Source organism: Bacillus sp. FSL R5-0560, from assembly GCF_037966305.1.
Classification (GTDB): Bacteria; Bacillota; Bacilli; order Bacillales; family Bacillaceae; genus Bacillus; species Bacillus mojavensis.
The window spans coordinates 3,244,932-3,262,661 of sequence record NZ_CP150195.1; the positions used below are offsets into that span (position 1 = coordinate 3,244,932).

At 45.0% G+C, this 17,730-nt stretch carries 21 protein-coding genes; 6 read left to right on the forward strand and 15 right to left on the reverse strand.

The genetic code is table 11. The features are described from left to right. Positions 1 to 21: 21 nt before the first annotated feature. The 3 genes from NST56_RS17100 to NST56_RS17110 all read right to left on the reverse strand — a co-directional run bounded on the left by NST56_RS17100 (position 22) and on the right by NST56_RS17110 (position 2,673). Positions 22 to 807 (reverse strand): 2,3-dihydro-2,3-dihydroxybenzoate dehydrogenase, encoded by a 786-nt coding sequence (locus NST56_RS17100; RefSeq protein ID WP_339177965.1) that lies wholly within the window; start codon positions 805 to 807, stop codon positions 22 to 24. 187 nt (positions 808 to 994) lie between these two features. Then, positions 995 to 1,864 (reverse strand): ferri-bacillibactin esterase BesA, encoded by an 870-nt coding sequence (besA, locus tag NST56_RS17105; protein WP_339177968.1) that lies wholly within the window; start codon positions 1,862 to 1,864, stop codon positions 995 to 997. A 212-nt stretch (positions 1,865 to 2,076) separates the two neighbouring features. After that, positions 2,077 to 2,673, reverse strand: coding sequence for a sulfite oxidase-like oxidoreductase (locus NST56_RS17110; RefSeq protein ID WP_326331670.1), 597 nt, complete (start codon positions 2,671 to 2,673; stop codon positions 2,077 to 2,079). A gap of 100 nt (positions 2,674 to 2,773) precedes the next feature. Here NST56_RS17110 and NST56_RS17115 point away from each other — a divergent pair, with 100 nt between their 5' ends. After that, on the forward strand, positions 2,774 to 3,376 hold the full coding sequence (locus NST56_RS17115) for a biotin transporter BioY (protein ID WP_339177969.1): 603 nt from the start codon (positions 2,774 to 2,776) through the stop codon (positions 3,374 to 3,376). Positions 3,377 to 3,447: 71 nt separating this feature from the next. On the opposite strand, the gene NST56_RS17120 is transcribed toward NST56_RS17115, so the two are convergent. After that, positions 3,448 to 4,776, reverse strand: coding sequence for a Na+/H+ antiporter family protein (locus NST56_RS17120; RefSeq protein ID WP_010331723.1), 1,329 nt, complete (start codon positions 4,774 to 4,776; stop codon positions 3,448 to 3,450). Positions 4,777 to 4,920: 144 nt separating this feature from the next. Next, positions 4,921 to 6,423: a leucyl aminopeptidase gene (locus tag NST56_RS17125; RefSeq protein WP_229149115.1), complete on the reverse strand. Its 1,503-nt coding sequence runs from the start codon at positions 6,421 to 6,423 to the stop codon at positions 4,921 to 4,923. A gap of 155 nt (positions 6,424 to 6,578) precedes the next feature. On the opposite strand from NST56_RS17125, the gene NST56_RS17130 reads away from it, so the two are divergent. Then, on the forward strand, positions 6,579 to 7,055 hold the full coding sequence (locus tag NST56_RS17130; protein WP_044158979.1) for a divergent PAP2 family protein: 477 nt from the start codon (positions 6,579 to 6,581) through the stop codon (positions 7,053 to 7,055). Positions 7,056 to 7,087: 32 nt separating this feature from the next. Here NST56_RS17130 and NST56_RS17135 read toward each other — a convergent pair whose 3' ends face one another. From NST56_RS17135 to NST56_RS17150, 4 genes are all read right to left on the reverse strand, one after another. Then, entirely contained in the window at positions 7,088 to 7,747 is a 660-nt protein-coding gene (locus tag NST56_RS17135; RefSeq protein WP_081720740.1) for a 3D domain-containing protein, read from the reverse strand. Positions 7,748 to 7,850: 103 nt separating this feature from the next. Next, positions 7,851 to 8,171: a YuiB family protein gene (locus NST56_RS17140; RefSeq protein WP_010331727.1), complete on the reverse strand. Its 321-nt coding sequence runs from the start codon at positions 8,169 to 8,171 to the stop codon at positions 7,851 to 7,853. Between the two features lie 50 nt (positions 8,172 to 8,221). Further along, a complete protein-coding gene (locus tag NST56_RS17145) occupies positions 8,222 to 8,365 on the reverse strand; it encodes a YuiA family protein (protein WP_024122716.1) in 144 nt (47 codons plus the stop codon). Between the two features lie 174 nt (positions 8,366 to 8,539). Continuing rightward, positions 8,540 to 9,760: an NAD(P)/FAD-dependent oxidoreductase gene (locus NST56_RS17150; protein ID WP_029441137.1), complete on the reverse strand. Its 1,221-nt coding sequence runs from the start codon at positions 9,758 to 9,760 to the stop codon at positions 8,540 to 8,542. Positions 9,761 to 10,090: 330 nt separating this feature from the next. Between NST56_RS17150 and yumC the strand changes: the two genes are divergently transcribed. Then, positions 10,091 to 11,089, forward strand: coding sequence for a ferredoxin--NADP reductase 2 (gene yumC / locus NST56_RS17155; RefSeq protein WP_339177974.1), 999 nt, complete (start codon positions 10,091 to 10,093; stop codon positions 11,087 to 11,089). A 40-nt stretch (positions 11,090 to 11,129) separates the two neighbouring features. Here yumC and NST56_RS17160 read toward each other — a convergent pair whose 3' ends face one another. Next, on the reverse strand, positions 11,130 to 11,270 hold the full coding sequence (locus NST56_RS17160; protein ID WP_010331731.1) for a hypothetical protein: 141 nt from the start codon (positions 11,268 to 11,270) through the stop codon (positions 11,130 to 11,132). A 277-nt stretch (positions 11,271 to 11,547) separates the two neighbouring features. Here NST56_RS17160 and guaC point away from each other — a divergent pair, with 277 nt between their 5' ends. Beyond that, positions 11,548 to 12,528 (forward strand): GMP reductase, encoded by a 981-nt coding sequence (guaC, locus tag NST56_RS17165; RefSeq protein ID WP_339177977.1) that lies wholly within the window; start codon positions 11,548 to 11,550, stop codon positions 12,526 to 12,528. A 48-nt stretch (positions 12,529 to 12,576) separates the two neighbouring features. Here the strand turns inward: guaC and NST56_RS17170 are convergent, their stop codons facing one another. The 4 genes from NST56_RS17170 to NST56_RS17185 form a co-directional block, all read right to left on the reverse strand. Continuing rightward, the gene (locus tag NST56_RS17170) at positions 12,577 to 12,939 is read right to left on the reverse strand and encodes an iron-sulfur cluster assembly accessory protein (RefSeq protein ID WP_339177979.1); all 363 of its coding nucleotides are present in this window, start codon (positions 12,937 to 12,939) and stop codon (positions 12,577 to 12,579) included. A 78-nt stretch (positions 12,940 to 13,017) separates the two neighbouring features. Further along, positions 13,018 to 13,872 carry a diaminopimelate epimerase gene (gene dapF, locus NST56_RS17175; RefSeq protein WP_339177982.1) on the reverse strand — a complete coding sequence of 285 codons (855 nt, stop codon included), beginning with the start codon at positions 13,870 to 13,872 and terminating at the stop codon, positions 13,018 to 13,020. A gap of 123 nt (positions 13,873 to 13,995) precedes the next feature. Next, on the reverse strand, positions 13,996 to 15,210 hold the full coding sequence (locus NST56_RS17180) for a NupC/NupG family nucleoside CNT transporter (protein WP_010331735.1): 1,215 nt from the start codon (positions 15,208 to 15,210) through the stop codon (positions 13,996 to 13,998). Positions 15,211 to 15,346: 136 nt separating this feature from the next. Beyond that, complete coding sequence (locus NST56_RS17185; protein WP_010331736.1) at positions 15,347 to 15,583, reverse strand: YuzB family protein; 237 nt, start codon at positions 15,581 to 15,583, stop codon at positions 15,347 to 15,349. Positions 15,584 to 15,846: 263 nt separating this feature from the next. Between NST56_RS17185 and NST56_RS17190 the strand changes: the two genes are divergently transcribed. After that, positions 15,847 to 16,914, forward strand: a complete 1,068-nt coding sequence (locus tag NST56_RS17190; RefSeq protein WP_010331737.1) for an NAD(P)/FAD-dependent oxidoreductase — start codon at positions 15,847 to 15,849, stop codon at positions 16,912 to 16,914. Between the two features lie 20 nt (positions 16,915 to 16,934). Here NST56_RS17190 and NST56_RS17195 read toward each other — a convergent pair whose 3' ends face one another. After that, a complete protein-coding gene (locus NST56_RS17195) occupies positions 16,935 to 17,261 on the reverse strand; it encodes a YuzD family protein (protein ID WP_010331738.1) in 327 nt (108 codons plus the stop codon). 101 nt (positions 17,262 to 17,362) lie between these two features. Here NST56_RS17195 and NST56_RS17200 point away from each other — a divergent pair, with 101 nt between their 5' ends. Further along, on the forward strand, positions 17,363 to 17,698 hold the full coding sequence (locus NST56_RS17200; protein WP_173400510.1) for a NifU family protein: 336 nt from the start codon (positions 17,363 to 17,365) through the stop codon (positions 17,696 to 17,698). Positions 17,699 to 17,730 lie beyond the last annotated feature (32 nt).

The following is a 17,730-nucleotide window of genomic DNA, read 5'->3' on the forward strand; positions in this document are numbered from 1 at the left end:
ATAAACCTCCTTTGAGTTAACTTATACGCCTAAGGTCGCGCCGCCATCTACACATAAATTATGCATCGTAATATGGCCTGCCTGCTCAGAAACCAAAAAGAGCACGGCATCTGCAATATCCGAAGGCTGGGCCAGTTTTTTGAGCGGAATTCCCGTTTTAAATGTATCAAGCGATCCTTTGATGACTTGCTCTGCTCCATTTTCATCAGCCCATAAAGACCACTGCATGTCTGTTTCCGTTGATCCGGGAGAAACAATATTGCAGCGAATGTTGTATTCTGCAAGCTCAAGGCCAAGGCACTTTGTAAACATCACGGCCGCTGCCTTTGATGAGGCGTATGCCGCCATAGATGTCCTTGGCACACCGGCTGCATTTGATCCTACTGTTACAATCGAACCGGATCTGCGGTTCATCATATATTTGCTGACTGAGCGCGACGCGTTAAAAACACCAGTCGAATTCACTGAGAAAGTGGCCTCCCATTCCTCATCACTGAGAGAATGAATCAGCCCGGGCCGAAGCACGCCCGCTACGTTCACTAATATGTCAATCGGGCCCATGTCACGTTCGATTCGAGCCGTGACGCCGTCAATTGCCGCACTGTCTCTCACATCCGCAGGAAAGGCTTCGGCACGGCATCCCTCCGCTTTAAGGCTGTTCACGACTTTTTCAAGCTTTTCTGGATTGTAATCAACCGCAGCAATGTGTGCCCCTTGACCGGCAAGCCCCCGCGCAACAGCTTCACCTATTCCTTGGGCGGCCCCTGTAATCAATGCGATCTTGCCTTCTATACCTCTTACCTTCATTTCATCATTTCCTTTCTTCGCTTTTAACGCCAAAAAGGGCATGTTGCGAAAAAGACTGCTTCACCTTACTATTAAACGCAATATATTGATAATGATTATCATTATCAATTATAAAAATAATCATATCCAAATGTCATCCGACAGTCAAATATAATTTTTGTGACAAATATGGGAGCTGAGGCAATTCTCAGCTCATTGAAATGTGCGGGCCGTCAGGGTGAAGCGCGAAACGCAAAGCCCTGCTGACCAAAACAGGAAGAACCGAAATATGTCCTTCTCCTGAAAACTCGCAAAATTCTGTCCGTACGCCTTTTTCAGCCAAAGCGGACAGCCGCTCGTAAAGCTCCTTCGCGTTATCGTTCATTCGGCATTTATGATGCTTTTCCAATTCTCCTGCCGCTAGCAGAATATTGACAGGCTGCTCGTTTTTCTTTAAACAGGAAGCGAAACGCTCAGCTTCCTTTTCAATAAATGGTTTGTTCCAATGAATGGACGGACTGCCTGCGATATACGTTTGGAATGCATCCGGTTTCGTTAAGAGCACCTGCAAAACGAAGAGCCCGCCAAGAGAGTGGCCAAAGATTGTTTGTCTGTTTCTGTCAATCTCATAATCTTGTTCAATCTCTGGTTTGAGGTCCTCTTCAATAAATCTTAAAAAGTCCCCCGCTCCTCCATGCTCCGGCCATTCTTTGCCGTCAGGCCTTACCGGCAGCTCCGAGGAAGACGTAGGCATTGTAAAATCCCGGTGGCGCGCAGAAGAAAACGGTTCTATTGTGTCATAGCCAATACCGACAATCACAGCGGGAATTACCCCTGTTTTCTCAGGACGGCGCCCCTGTACCCGAACAGCTTCCGACATTGTACCGAAGATAGAATTGGCGTCGAGCAGATAAATAACCGGATAACCAGAAGGCGGCGGCTCCGTGCTCGGCTTTGAGATAAAGATTTGATAGCCGCGGCTGCCATTGCGTGAAGACATTTTACGCACTTCCGTTCCCGGAATGGTAAATGCGTTGTAGGTCCCGCCTTTAGCCCCATCTGTTTTTTTCTCAATCATGCAGTACGACATTCCTCTCTTTAAAACTGGCTGCATTTATGATAATGATTTTCACTATCAACTAGACAACTCAAATAATAGGTTTTCTGGCAAACAAAGTCAACTTTTTCCTTAATAAAAAAGGCACCTTCTCTAAATAAGGTACCTGATGACTAGCAATATGGAAATAAAAACCTGAAAAAGGTGCTGATTATACCACATTCACTAGAACTTTAATCCCATGTAAATCTCTGATTCTGCCAAGGGTCGCCTCTCATATGATAGCCGTTCTGCTCCCAAAAACCGGGATGATTTTCTTTCGTAAATTGGATGCCGCGCAGCCACTTAGCGCTTTTCCAAAAATACAAATGAGGAAACACTCCCCGCAGCGGGAAGCCGTGTTCAGGCGTTAAAGGTTCGCCGTTATGCGCATAAGCGAGCAGTGATGTTTCAGCCAAAAAGTCATCGAGCGGCAGATTTGTCGTCCAGCCCTCTTCCGCGTGTAAAATGACATAGCCCGCCTCTTCTTTTACACCGGCTTTCTCCGCAATATCCCGTGTACTTACCCCCTGCCAAACGTTATCAAGCCGCGACCAGCCGGTTACGCAATGGATGTCATTTTCCGATTCGCACTGAGGAAAGGCTTTTATATCTTCAAAGCTTAAAAGCATCGGGTGATCAACCAATCCGTATACTTGCAGATTCCACTTCGTCATATCCTCATAATACGGAACGTTTCCCGTATGAAGCACAGGAAACGAAGTCGTCACATTTTGATTGGGCGGCACTCTTCCTGACTGATCGGCCTGTTTTATTCTTCCGAAATACACGTAAACCCTCCTTTTGTTAACCTAAATGATATTCATGTTGACAATCATTCGAATCTTTATTACTCTATGATTGTGTATGTAAACCTAAGGGGGAACAACGATGAAACAACATAAACTTCGTGCGGGTGATATGGCGCTGATCGGCATGTTCGCCGCACTTATGGCTGTCGGCGCCAACATTACATCAGTCGCGCCCTTTTTGCAAGTTGCCGGCATTCCGCTGTCGATGCAGCCGTTTTTCTGCCTCTTGGCGGCTCTGCTTCTCGGCAGCAAACGCGCTGCTATCGCAATGCTTGTATATGCGCTTATCGGATTGGCCGGGGCACCAGTGTTCGCTCAGTTTTCCGCGGGCTTCGCACCATTTGCAGGTAAAAGCGGCGGCTTCATTATCTCATACATTCCGGCAGCATTTGCAGCTGGATGGTTAGTAGAACGCAAAATCCAGCCAAGTAAGATCCGTTTTCTGATTGCTTCTCTTACCGGAACGGCCATTATGTATATCATCGGCACCACCTATATGTATCTTGCGCTGAAGCTGTGGATTCATACACCGGTGAGCTACAGCACGGTTTGGGGCTTTATGACTTGGTTTATGGTAAAAGACACGGTACTGGCTGTGCTGCTGACGTTTATCGCACCTACGATCTACCGCTCTATACATAAAGCAACCGGCTTTAACAGACATCAAATATCGTCCACTTAAAAACCGTTCCAATGAGCGGTTTTTTAAAATGATAAACGAAAAAGGCTCTCCCGTTAAGGAGAGCCTTTTTTCTATAAGACAAGCGCCGCAATCCAGCCAAAAATAACAAGCGGAATGTTATAAAAGATAAATGTCGGCACACAAGTGTCCCAAATGTGGTGATGCTGTCCGTCCGCACTCAGACCTGAAGTCGGCCCAAGTGTACTGTCGCTGGCAGGTGAACCGGCATCACCAAGCGCGGCAGCCGCTCCGATAATCGCAATCGTTGCCATCGGGCTGAATCCGAGCTGCATACATAGAGGCACAAAGATCGTTGTGATCACCGGAATCGTTGCAAAAGATGAGCCGATTCCCATAGTAATCAGCAATCCGACAATCAGCATCAGCAATGCGCCCATTGACTGGCTGTGCCCAATAATACCAGCTGATGTTTTGACCAATGACTCGACATCTCCAGTTTTTGTCAAGACATTTGAGAATCCGGCTGCAACAAGCATAACAAATCCGATAAAGGCCATTAATACCATACCGTCAGTAATCAATGAATCCGCCTCGTCACGTTTCATTACACCGCTGACAAACAGGATAATCAGGCCGGCCAGCGCCCCCATAATCATCCCTTCTACTCCCAAGGTCTGCGATAAATAAAGCTGGACGCCGAGTGACACTACAATGGCGAGAACCGCGATTCCCAGACTTTTTTTCGTATATGGAGATGGTTTCACACCTGAGATTTCTTTTGTTTCATACACTTTTGGTTTGCGATAAACGATTACTGATAAAATCAAACCGACAACCATGCCTGCAACCGGTATGATCAGCGCGTACGGAATATCGCCAAGCGGAACGTTTAAACCCGCATCAGCCATGTTGTCCTTCAGCATGCCTTGGAAAATCTGGCCGAAGCCGACAGGCAGCAAAATATAAGGAGCCGTTAAGCCGAACGTAATCACACATGCAATCAGCCTGCGGTCCATTTCAAGCTCATTAAAGATTTTCAAAAGCGGCGGTATCAGCACAGGAATAAATGCGATGTGAACCGGTACCACGTTTTGCGAAAAACAAGCTACGATTAAAATAATCAGTACAATGAGCACTTTAGACAGTGCCTTTTTTCGTGTATCTTCTTTATTTCCAATTAATTTCACAGAAGCTTCCACCATAGCATCCGGAAGACCTGTTTTCGTTAAAGCCGCAGCAAACGCACCTAGCATAGCGTAGCTGACTGCAACGGTGGCATTTCCGCCGAGCCCCTCTGTAAAGGCTTTAACCGTTTCACCAAGGCCGAGTCCTCCTGTTAAGCCGCCGGCCAAGGCACCTATGATTAAAGCAATAACTATATTGACACGCAGAAGGCTTAAGACAAGCATAAGCAGTACTGCGATGACGACTGCATTCATGATACCCCTCCAAAAATCCTTTAGTTTGCTAATGTAGTAGATAAATAAAGTACGAACGTATCGTATCATATCATAACACTTTAGTCAACTAAAGATTTTGGAGGAGAAAAACCCTGCCGCGAAATCGCAGCAGGGCTGTATTTGTTATGCTTTTGTGTGTTCTTCCGCTGTAAATCTTTCTGCCAGCGTAGCCAGTGTCCTTGCCATGACGCCGGTTGCACCGGACGGACCGAAGCAGCTTGTTTTACTTGAAGTTGCTGTGCCTGCAATATCAAGATGGACCCAAGGTGTCGTTTCAGCAAACTCACCAAGAAACGTTCCTGCCATAATCGCATGGCCTTCTCGTCCCGGTGAATTGTTTAAATCCGCCATTTGGCTGTTTTTCACACGTTTTTTATCCTTTTCTGTAATCGGCAGCTGCCAGATGGCCTCACCACACTCTTCCGCAGCTTCAGCCACCTGCTGATAAAAGCTCTCGTTATTTGTCATGGCGCCGGTTGTTTCTGTGCCCAATGCCACAACAACGCCGCCAGTGAGTGTTGCCACATCAACAAGAACAGACGCGCCATGCTGTTTCGCATATGTAAGGCCGTCTGCAAGCACAAGCCTTCCTTCTGCATCCGTATTAAGGATTTCAATCGTTTTTCCGCTTAATGACACGATGACATCGTCAGGCTTCATCGCCCCGCCTGAAATCATGTTGTCGGTTGACGGAATGACAGCCAGCACATTTTGCTCTGGACGAAGTTCGCCGATCGTTTCCATAGCACCAAGGACCGCTGCCGCTCCTCCCATATCGGATTTCATGCCGACAATTCCTGTTTTGGTTTTAATAGAGTAACCGCCTGTGTCAAAGGTAATTCCTTTTCCGACAAGTCCGATAACATTTTCCCATTCCTTTTTGCCCTGATACTTCAAGACAATCATTTTGGGCGGTTCGGCAGAGCCTTGGTTTACCGCAAGGATTCCGCCCATACCGAGCTCTTCCATATCCGATTTCTCCAATATTTCACACTCAAAATCATATTTCGCCGCAAGCTCGGACGCATATGAAGCCAGGTCAGTTGCTGTCAGCATATTTCCCGGCATATTCACAAGCGTTCTTGCCGAATTTGTGCCCTGCCCGTATGCCTGGCCGACAAGAAGCCCGGCCTGCACTTCTTGTGTATCTTCATCTGTGACGACATAGATGGATTCAAGCTGTTTATCCGGCTCATTTGATTTGTGCTTATAATCCTGCACCTCATAAGAAGCAAGCAGGCAGCTCTCAGCTAATGCGTGAGCGGCATCCGCTGCGGGCACTTCTTCACAAATAAATGTGTCAAGCAGTACGGCAGCCTCTTGTTTCCTGTCTTTATGAATGGCTTGAAAAACATGGGCAAAGCTTTCCTTCGCCTCTTCAAATGAATAATTCGCCTCCCTTCCCAAACCAACAAAATAAATACGTTTCATACCAGCGGAGGACGGAGGGAATACTTTTGATACTTGATTCCGTTTGGCAGAGACATCACCGTCTTTCAGAAGCTGAGTCAGATGGCCTTCCAGTTTTTCATCAATTTCCTTTGCTTTGCCTGTCAGCTGACTTTTTTGAAAAAGTCCGACCACTAGGGTTTCAGTATGCTCTAATTGTTGAACCGCATAAAACATAAGGCTTACACTCCTAACGTAATGGGTATTTGTAATGAACAATGGTATAATAGGAAATACATTCTTTCCTTACATTTATTTTATCAAACAACAGACGAAGACCTGCTTTTTTCTTTTGTAACACGAAAGATTTTCATATAGAAAGGATGTCGCCTATGGAACTTTTTATGAATTTTCCTTTATTATCAAGCCTTGCTGCCATCATCTTTGCACAAGTCATTAAAGTGCCGATACAATTTATCGTATCCAGAAAACTGGACTGGTCGCTGGTGACAAGTACAGGCGGCATGCCGAGTTCCCATTCCGCGGCTGTGACGGCGCTTTCTACAGGCGTAGCCTTAGAGCATGGATTAGGTTCCTCTCTCTTTGCGGTTTCAGCCATTTTTGCCGTCATTACCATGTTTGACGCAACCGGCGTCAGACGTCATGCCGGCGAGCAGGCAACAGTCATTAATAAGCTTGTGATTGATTTTAACCGTTTTGTGAATGAAGCAAAAGATTTCCCGAAAGCTGAAGAGAAAGAAAAACAAAAAAAGCTGAAAGAGCTTCTCGGCCATCAGCCAATCGAGGTCTTTTTTGGCGGATTGACAGGAATTTTATTAACACTGGCACTGGCATACTTTTTTCTGTAAAAAAACAACGCTTCAGCCGCAGCTGGAGCGTTTTATTCTTTCACGGTTTTGTATTGATTTCTGAACACCTGCAATGATTTTGTTTCATTAAGCTTTACCAGTTCATCCTCAGTGACTTTTCCGGTGCCCTTCTTAATTACATACACATCTAGGGTTTTTTTGCCCCATTCATTGTAGACATCATGAACGGTTTCAAAGTACAAATCAATGCGGTTTCCCTTGATGGCCGATCCTGTGTCCGCAACGACGCCCAAACCGTAGTTCGGGATGAATAAAATGGTGCCGATCGGAAAAACGGATGGATCGGCGGCAACCGTAGAGTATAAATCTCTTTTCACTTTAACACCTGAATATGTAAGCCCGTATAATGGATCTCCAGGCTTTTTACCCGTCGATTCGACTCCCGCTGTGTAGCCTGTAGCCGTTACTTTCCGTGCCGGATACTCGTCCCAGTCAAAGGCTTCTTCCAATGGTTTGTCTTTTGCTTTGTCTGCAGCGGACATCGTTTTTTCGTGTTTCTGCTGCAATGCTTTTAATGTCAGTCCAGTATTCTTCGAGTGCTTCTCATTATTTTCTTGCACCCATTTTGATAAGTCCTTCGCCTCTACTCCTGATACGGCTAAATATGTCGTGGCAAACGCGAGCAGAAATAAACAGGTCATCAGCAAACGTCTGATCATTTTCAACATTATTCACCTCTCCTCCGAATCATTGTTCCCACATAGCGGGAACAATATTCAAAATGGTGAATGTGCTGAAGGCACAAAAAAAGCTTTCTTTAGAAAGAAAGCGGCATTAAAACATCTGATATCCTCTTTTTCTGAGCATGTTGATCGCTATGCCTGATACAATGGCGCCGGCCAGACCGCTGGCTAAAATCAATACATCTGCAGCAGCTAACGATACGACTCTCTGAAACAGGCCGGCAAAAGATTCGCCTGGTGATTGAATATAGCTGATCAGCTTTTCCTTACTGATAATGAAAAGGCATACAATCGGATAAATCACAGCCATAATCCAGGACATTCTCAGCAGCATGTTTAATAAGAAACCGATTCCAAAAAACAAAACAAAAAATAAAACAATTGAGATGATAACGACTGGCAGACTAATCAAAACCCCACCCCCTGCGTTACTTTTAGTGTACCGCGGGGGCTTTTAAAAAGTCAACGGCTGGAAAATGAATGACTGTCTTTACCTGTCCCCTGACATGACGGACAAGTTTCTGAACCGCCGAGGATTAATTGAAAATACCCTTTCCCTGAGCAAAACGGGCATGCCTGTGAAGCAGTTGTCGTTGCGGTTTTCATCTTAGCATCACCTTTTTCTTAATTTTCAGATAATAATACCATATCAAGCTGTCAATGATAAAGTCAGATCATGTGACAAATCATTTGATGTAAGCGGAAACATTTTTATTTTGCTCTTGTTCTCTTTTTATTTTGGCGTTTTTTAATAAAACAAAACCCGCAGAGCGCGGGTTTTTAGAAAAACTTAAATTTGCCTTTTTTCAGTGTGAGTCCGAGTCCGCCGATTAAAAACAGCGAACGGTTATCGATGACTTTTTTCATAAAAGAAGCCGGCGTGCCTTTCAGTTTTCTTCCGTACACGACTCCGACCGCATTATGCTCGCCGAGAGAAGCCACCGTTCCTTTTATGTCAGGTTTGAATTCTTCAAGCTCGCCGCCCTTAATGAGTTTTGCAATGTTTTTAGCGACCGTAGTTCCCTGCTGCATCGCGATTTGGGCGGTCGGCGGATAAGGACGGTCAGTGTCTTCATTGATAAACAGCGAGCTGTCGCCGAGAATAAACACGTTGTCATGTCCGGGCGCGCGAAGATCAGGATTGACTTTCACCCGGCCGCGCATATTTTCAAAGCCGGCTTCTTCAACAATCGGATGTCCGCGGACACCCGCTGCCCACACCACTGTTTGCGATTTGATTTGCTCTGGTTCCTCATCTTTTTTGCCGACTGTGACTCCTTCTGCAGTACACTCTTGAACCGCCGTGCCGATTTTAAACTCAACGCCATTCTCCTCAAGATAGTGAACAGCATAATCGACAAGCTCGGGATCAAAGCCCGGCAATACGGTCGGCGCTGCTTCTACACAGATAATGCGTACAAGACTTCTGTCAACGTCATACTCCTTGCAGAGCTCCGGCACACGGGCAGCCAGTTCGCCAAGGAATTCAATACCCGTAAATCCGGCTCCTCCGACAACGATTGTTAACCTGTCCGGCCGTTTTTCAGCTTCAATGTTGTAAGTCGCAAATTGCAGCTCAATATGTTCCCGTAGCACACGAGATGTATTGATATTGGCGATCGGAAACGCAAATTCTTTTAAGCCTTTAATGCCGAACGTTTCAGGTACCGCTCCGAGGCCGATAACTAAATAATCGTACTGCAGCTCCCCATTGGCAAGCACCACTTTCTTCTCGTCTATTTTGATTGCCTTCACGGTATCCTGTACAAAATTGACACGTGACTGGTTAATTACATCTTTTATCTGATAACGGCAGCGGTCATGATGGAGCGTGCCGGCGCTCGCTTCGTGCATCCATGTTGTTTCATAATGATAATTGTGTTTATTCACAAGCGTAATATCAGCATCATTCGGACCGACATGCTTCGTCAGCCTTGTCACTGTCATCAATCCGCCATAACCTGCACCTAAAATCACGATTTTGGGCTTATTCAATGCCATCACATCCACCTTCTCTTTTTTTTGCTGTTAGACGCATATAAAAATCATCATTTGTGTTATCTTCAGCTTATTGGCAGGATTTTATGAAATATATTGAAAAGTTTTTTTGTGAAGTCCACACCCATAGCACTACTATCATGTTTATCCGGCTGGTTCATGAAACATTCAGAAAAAAGATGAATTCATTTTTTTCTTATCGTATCGGCCTGCGGGCATATGATCAAGAATGAATGCGCATACAATGTACCGCGAATTTTTCTGCTGACTCGTCAATTTTAAGAGCAATATGGTATAATTAATAACAATTTTCATTTAGGAGGCAATTTTCGTATGCGAGAGGATACAAAGGTTTATGATATTACCATTATAGGCGGGGGACCGGTCGGCTTATTCACCGCTTTTTACGGAGGCATGAGACAGGCAAGCGTCAAAATTATCGAAAGCCTGCCTCAGCTTGGCGGACAGCTTAGCGCCCTGTACCCTGAGAAATATATATATGACGTAGCAGGATTCCCGAAAATCCGCGCCCAAGAGCTAGTGAACAACTTAAAAGAGCAAATGGCGAAATTCGACCAAACCATTTGTTTAGAGCAGGCGGTTGAATCTGTTGAAAAACAAGCAGACGGCGTGTTTAAGCTTGTGACAAACGAAGAAACCCATTACTCTAAAACGGTCATCATCACTGCAGGAAATGGCGCATTCAAACCAAGAAAGCTCGAGCTTGAAACAGCTGAACAATACGAAGGCAAAAACCTTCACTACTTCGTTGATGATTTACAAAAATTCGCCGGCCGACGCGTTGTGATTCTGGGCGGAGGAGATTCAGCGGTTGACTGGGCACTTATGCTTGAGCCAATTGCAAAAGAAGTTTCCATCGTTCACCGCCGCGATAAATTCCGCGCGCATGAGCACAGTGTGGAAAACCTTCACGCATCTAAGGTGAATGTCCTGACACCATTTGTTCCGGCGGAGCTCATTGGAGAAGATAAAATCGAGCAGCTTGTGCTTGAAGAAGTGAAAGGCGAGCGCAAAGAGATTTTAGAAATCGACGACTTAATCGTCAACTACGGCTTCGTCTCATCTCTTGGACCGATCAAAAACTGGGGACTTGAAATTGAGAAAAACTCCATTGTTGTCAAATCTACAATGGAAACAAACATCGAAGGCTTCTTCGCCGCAGGTGACATTTGCACATACGAAGGAAAAGTCAATCTGATCGCAAGCGGCTTCGGCGAAGCACCGACAGCTGTTAACAACGCGAAAGCTTATATGGATCCGAAAGCTCGCGTACAGCCGCTGCACTCTACAAGTCTTTTTGAAAATAAGTAATAAAAAAAGGAGTTTGTGTCAAGGTGACACAGCTCCTTTTTTATTTGAAGATATTGATATAATTCATCGCAGTTCCAATAACCAGCGCAATCACAAGAGCTGCTACAATCCAGATCGTAGTCATGATAATGCGGTCTTGGATCTTTTGGGACTTCGGTGGTTTTTCTTCGCTTTGAGTCATCTCCATTCGCTCCTTTCACATGCCCATGTCATAAAGAAAGCCTGGTGCTGAAGGACCAAGCTTTGCTGAACGTATATAATTTCGTTTTTATCCGCATTCTAAGTCCATTCAATTAAAACTATCATACCCAAACTCACAGTGCATGACAAGCTTCGGCACTTGCACTCACCTGTAAGCGAATAAAACGTTTGACATCCTAAATAAAACAGAGTACATTATACAAGGCGAACATTTGATATATTTTTATAATAAATATTCGTATTTAGGAGTGGATTCTATGGAAAACGTGTTTGATTACGAAGATATTCAGCTAATTCCTGCAAAATGCATTGTGAACAGCCGTTCTGAGTGTGACACATCCGTACGGTTAGGCGGACGTACATTTAAATTGCCCGTCGTTCCTGCCAATATGCAGACGATCATAGATGGGAAACTTGCGGTTTCATTAGCCGAAAACGGCTACTTTTATGTGATGCACCGCTTTGAACCAGAGAAACGGATTGACTTTATAAAGGACATGAGCGCACGCGGACTATTCTCTTCTATCAGCGTCGGGGTCAAAGATGAGGAATATGAATTTGTCCGTCACCTGGCAGAACAAAATCTGGCACCTGACTACGTGACCATCGACATCGCTCACGGACATTCCAATGCCGTCATTGAGATGATTCAGCACCTCAAAAAGCATCTTCCGGACAGCTTTGTCATCGCGGGTAATGTCGGAACACCGGAAGCGGTTAGAGAGCTCGAAAATGCCGGAGCGGATGCCACAAAAGTCGGTATTGGACCGGGAAAAGTATGTATAACGAAAATTAAAACCGGCTTCGGCACAGGCGGATGGCAATTAGCCGCGCTGCGCTGGTGCGCAAAAGCCGCCAGCAAACCGATTATTGCTGATGGCGGAATCCGCACCCATGGCGACATCGCAAAATCAATCCGATTCGGCGCCACCATGGTCATGATCGGCTCACTATTTGCCGGACACGAGGAATCACCGGGACAAACCATTGAAAAAGACGGAAAGCTCTACAAAGAATACTTTGGCTCAGCCTCTGAATATCAAAAAGGCGAAAAGAAAAATGTCGAAGGCAAAAAAATGCACGTGGAGCATAAAGGCGCAATCATGGATACGCTGACTGAAATGGAACAGGATCTTCAATCTTCTATTTCTTATGCTGGCGGAACTAAGCTGGAGGCTATCCGCAATGTGGATTATGTCATTGTGAAGAATTCGATTTTTAATGGAGATAAGTATTAAAAAAAGCCAAGTCAGCGGTTCGCCGCTTGACTTGGCTTTTTTCTATCATTAGCACTCTTCTGGTTTACCTGCATTCGTCGCTGTTCTGAAAGAAGAACCGCAGCCGCATGAGGCGATGGCGTTTGGATTATCGATGGTAAAGCCGCCGCCAAGCATGGATTGCTTAAAGTCTATAATAGTGCCGTTCATGATATCAAGGCTTTCTTTGTCAACGAGAACAGTAATGCCGTGCTCCTCAAACATACTGTCTGCTTCGCTTTTTTCATACTCAAAGCCCATTCCGTATGAAAGGCCGCTGCAGCCGCCGCCTTTAACGCCGACGCGCAGAAAAGCGTTTTCTTCTTCATGCTCTTTCATCATATCTTTTATATGCAAAGCTGCTGCTTCTGTAATTGTTACAGGGTTGCTCATTATGGTGAACCTCCTTTTAAAAACCGGATGTTGTCTTATATTATAAACTTGATGGGCTCATTTCTCAAACTAGCTGTTTTATAAAAAATAGACGCCCTCACAAACAGTCTCCGCCGGACCTGTCATCATCACATGGCCATTCTCTTTCCAGTTAATGACCAGATCTCCGCCCGCCAAATGAACCGTAATGTCTTCATTTTGTTTTGATACACCGTTTAAAACAGATGCGACAGCTGCTGCACATGCGCCTGTACCGCATGCCTGTGTGATGCCTGATCCCCGTTCCCACACGCGGAAGTGCAGTTCATGTTCATTCACGGTTTCCACAAACTCGACATTCACACCTTCCGGAAATCTAGGATCTTTCTCAATCACCGGCCCCAGTGTCGTCAGCGGTGCCTGTTCAATATCGGCAATCGGAAAAACGATATGCGGATTGCCCATTGAAACCGCGGTGCCTTTTAGTTCAGCTTCGCCAAATGTCATTGCTTCATTAATGGTTTGCTCCTCACCGCCGCCAAGCATCGGAAGATCGGCTTTTGTCAGACGAGGTTCACCCATATCGACAGTGACAACATTCACCTTTCCGTTTTCAACTTGAACCTCCGCATTCACAAGTCCGGAGAGGGTTTCAATCAGAAATGATGTTTCCTCAACCAGCTTATGCTCATACGCGTATTTTGCAACGCAGCGCAGGCCGTTGCCGCAGTTTTTCCCTTCAGATCCGTCATTATTAAAAATCCGCATTTTGACAGGCGCTTGATCTGAAGGGCATATGAGGATCATTCCGTCGGAGCCGATCCCTGTATAAACGGAAGACACCTGAATCGCTATTTTAGACAGTTGTTCTTCCGGCAGTTGTTCTTCAAATTGATTCACGTATATATAGCTGTTTCCAAGGCCGTGCATTTTGGTAAATCGAAATGAGTTCATAGATGCCTCCAACTTTTTCTCTTTTTCTTAGTATAAAAGCTATTATAAACGGACACAATACAATTATCCCCCGTTTTTCATACATAAAAGCTCCTTGCAATTGACGCAAGGAGCTTTTATCTTTTATATGAACATGCCGGCAATAGCCGCGCTCAGCAGATTGGCTAATGTTCCCGCTAGAACCGCCTTCAACCCAAGGCGTGCGATATCTGAGCGGCGGCTTGGCGCTAAACCGCCAAGCGTACCGAGCATAATCGCAATCGAGGAGAAATTTGCGAATCCGCATAACGCAAAGCTGATAATCGTAGCGGTTTTTTTAGAAAACTCGCCGATGTGCGGACCGAAGTTAGAATAAGCGACAAACTCATTCAGCACTAGTTTCTGGCCGATAAAGCTTCCAGCATGCAACGCTTCATGCCATGGCACACCAATCAAAAAGGCGATTGGAGAAAACACATAGCCGAGAAGAGATTCTAATGTGACATCTTTTAAACCGAACAAGCCGAAAACACCGCCGAGAATACCGTTGACCACGGCGATTAATGCGACAAATGCAAGCAACATCGCACCAACGTTCAGCGCAATTTGCAGACCTGTTGACGCACCCTTTGCAGCCGCGTCAATTACATTGGCCGCTCCTTCGCCTTCATCCATTTTGAAATCGCCTTTTACTGTTTGCGGCGTTTCCGTTTCAGGAATGATTAATTTCCCGAAAACCAGACCCGCGGGAGCAGCCATGAAGCTCGCCGCAAGCAAGTATTCAATCGGAATACCGAGAAGGGCATAACCAAACAAAGTCGAACCCGCAACAGCCGATAGACCGCTCGTCATAATTGTAAACAGTTCAGAGCGCGTCAGTCCTGCAATGAGGGGCCTGATCACCAAAGGAGATTCCGATTGCCCTACAAAAATATTAGCAGCAGCCGCAAGAGATTCCGTCTTGCTTGTCCCAAGAAGCTTCGACAACCCGCCGCCAATCACACGGAAAATGAGCTGCATGATTTTTAAATGATATAAAACTGCGATCAGTGCTGAGAAAAAGATGATGACAGGCAGTACACTTAAAGCAAACGCCGGGCTGTCGCCGACTTTTAAAAGCGGCCCAAATATGAAACTGATGCCTTCATTCGCATAATCAATCAAAAGCTGTACACGGCTTGAAAACCATAAAAAAACAGCGCGTCCCGCTTCCCATTTCAACACGATGTATCCAAACGCCACCTGTATACATAAACCAACGATGACGGTTCTTATTCTAATATTGCTTTTCTTTTCTGAAAATAAAAACGCGATGGCGATTATTCCAACTGCGCCAAGCAGTCCCCACAGAACATTCATGAATACACCTACACCTCTTAAAATTTATTTAAAACAAATCTTTTATACGATAACAATAATATTTTTTGATGTCTACACATTTTTTCAGTCCTTTTGTACAGCAAAATAAAAAAGGGCCTGTCACAGGCCCTTTTCTTCAAAACATTGGGTTTTCTTCAATAAATGTATATATATTCTCAACAAGCTCAGCAGGTGTTTCACCCGTAACGACTTCTCCGTTTACTAAAGCGAATAGTGATTCCATACATTTCCCGCAATAGCTTAAACAGCCGTATTCAAGAACATCCAGATTCGGATCTTTCTCTAAAATCGCTCGGGCTTCCTGAGAGCCGTGAGCCAGATTGCTGACACAAAATTCAATCATTGGATTCATGCGATTTCACCTCACATATGAACATTATCGCGAATTTTTCACTATTCGTCAAAGACAACGAACACTTCAAAATTTATTATCGTAACATATCATTCCTTCAATAACGTTTTACTAATTTGCGTTTTAAGGCTAATTTGTAGGTTATTTTGAAACTAATATTGTGATTTTAGATCAAATTCGATATAATTCTAGATGTTATTTTACAAAGTTCGTATTTTCCATCAATGTATCTATCATACTCTTCGGGTTAAAGGGGAATTCAAATGAAAAAATTGGTCTTGATCGGCGGAGGTTACGGAAACATGCGTGTTCTTCATCGCTTATTGCCCAACCAGCTGCCTCATGATGTTTCAATCACGTTAATTGACAGAAATCCTTATCACTGCTTAAAAACAGAATATTATGCCCTTGCCGCAGGCACAATTTCTGACCACCATATCAGAGTGACGTTCCCAGAGCACCCTCGCCTGGATGTCGAGTACGGCGATATTTCATCAATTGATATTGCACAAAAACAAGTGCTGTTCCATGACCGCGAACCGATTTCTTACGATGACGCAGTGATCGGGCTCGGCTGCGAGGATAAATATCATAACGTGCCGGGAGCGCCTGAATTCACCTACAGCATTCAAACCATCGATCAGTCCCGCGAAACCTATCAAAAGCTGAACAACTTAAGCGCCGAAGCGACTGTTGCCATTGTTGGAGCAGGCCTAAGCGGCGTTGAACTTGCAAGTGAGTTAAGAGAAAGCCGTGACGATCTGAACATTATTTTGTTTGACCGCGGAGATCTCATTTTATCAAGCTTTCCCGAACGTTTGAGCAAATATGTGCAAAAATGGTTCGAAGAGCACGGTGTCCGCATTATTAACAGGGCAAATATCACAAGAGTAGAAGAAGGCGTTGTATATAACCACGATGACGCAATTTCCGCAGACGCCATCGTATGGACAGCCGGCATACAGCCGAATAAAGTCGTCAGAGACTTGGATGTGGAAAAGGACGCACAAGGCCGTGTCGTGTTAACGCCTCATCACAATGTCCCGGGTGATGAACATCTGTACGTTGTCGGAGATTGTGCCAGCCTTCCTCACGCACCGAGTGCCCAGCTGGCAGAAGCTCAAGCAGAACAGATTGTCCAAATATTGCAAAAACGCTGGAATGGTGAAGCCCTTCCTGAATCAATGCCTCAATTTAAGCTGAAAGGCGTTTTAGGTTCACTCGGGAAAAAAGCCGGCTTCGGACTTGTTGCTGACCGGCCGCTGATCGGCCGTGTTCCGCGTTTGCTGAAATCCGGCTTGCTGTGGATGTACAAACACCATAACGGATAATAGCAGAACCGCTGATGAAGTCAGCGGTTTTCTGTGTAACCGTATCTCTCCATTTCCTCATATACATCCTTCAACTTTGGATTGCCTTCTCCGACAATTTTATTCTCTACGAGGACGAGCGGATAAAAATATTCGTCATTTCTGATTTTTTCCGCAAGCTGTTTTACGTTTTCGACATCTGGCGGCTCGTAAATGTCGATGTATTGCATTTCAAAAGGCTGATTCGGATATTTTCTTTTCAGCGCAGCCTCAAGCCATTCATATGTATCTTTAGCTGTCGGCATATTGACACAGCTTGCACAAACGGTTTCTGCCCCGTATACGCTGAGCATGACTGTTTTTGTCATTGATAAGTGCCCCCATTTCTCTGTGTTACATTCTTTCTATTAAGTATACAGAGACAAAAGACGTTTTTATAGAAAAAAACCGTTTTTGTGTTCAAGTCTGAATGTGCTATAATAATGGGAGCAATTCTGCAAACCAAACAATAGATTTTTATTGTTACACTGAATATAATGGTTTTATGACGATGAAAGGAGCGAATGTCATGACTGAAGTTGAAATGAAAGAACAGGTGCAGGAAGTACTGGACAAACTTCGTCCGTTTTTACTTCGTGACGGCGGTGACTGTGAGCTTGTAGACGTTGATGAAGGTATTGTTAAGCTTCGTCTTCTAGGCGCGTGCGGCAGCTGCCCAAGTTCAACAATTACGCTAAAAGCCGGAATTGAACGCGCTCTTCTTGAAGAAGTGCCGGGTGTAATTGAAGTAGAACAAGTCTTTTAATAAAGCAGCCAGGCTGATATTTGATCAGCCTG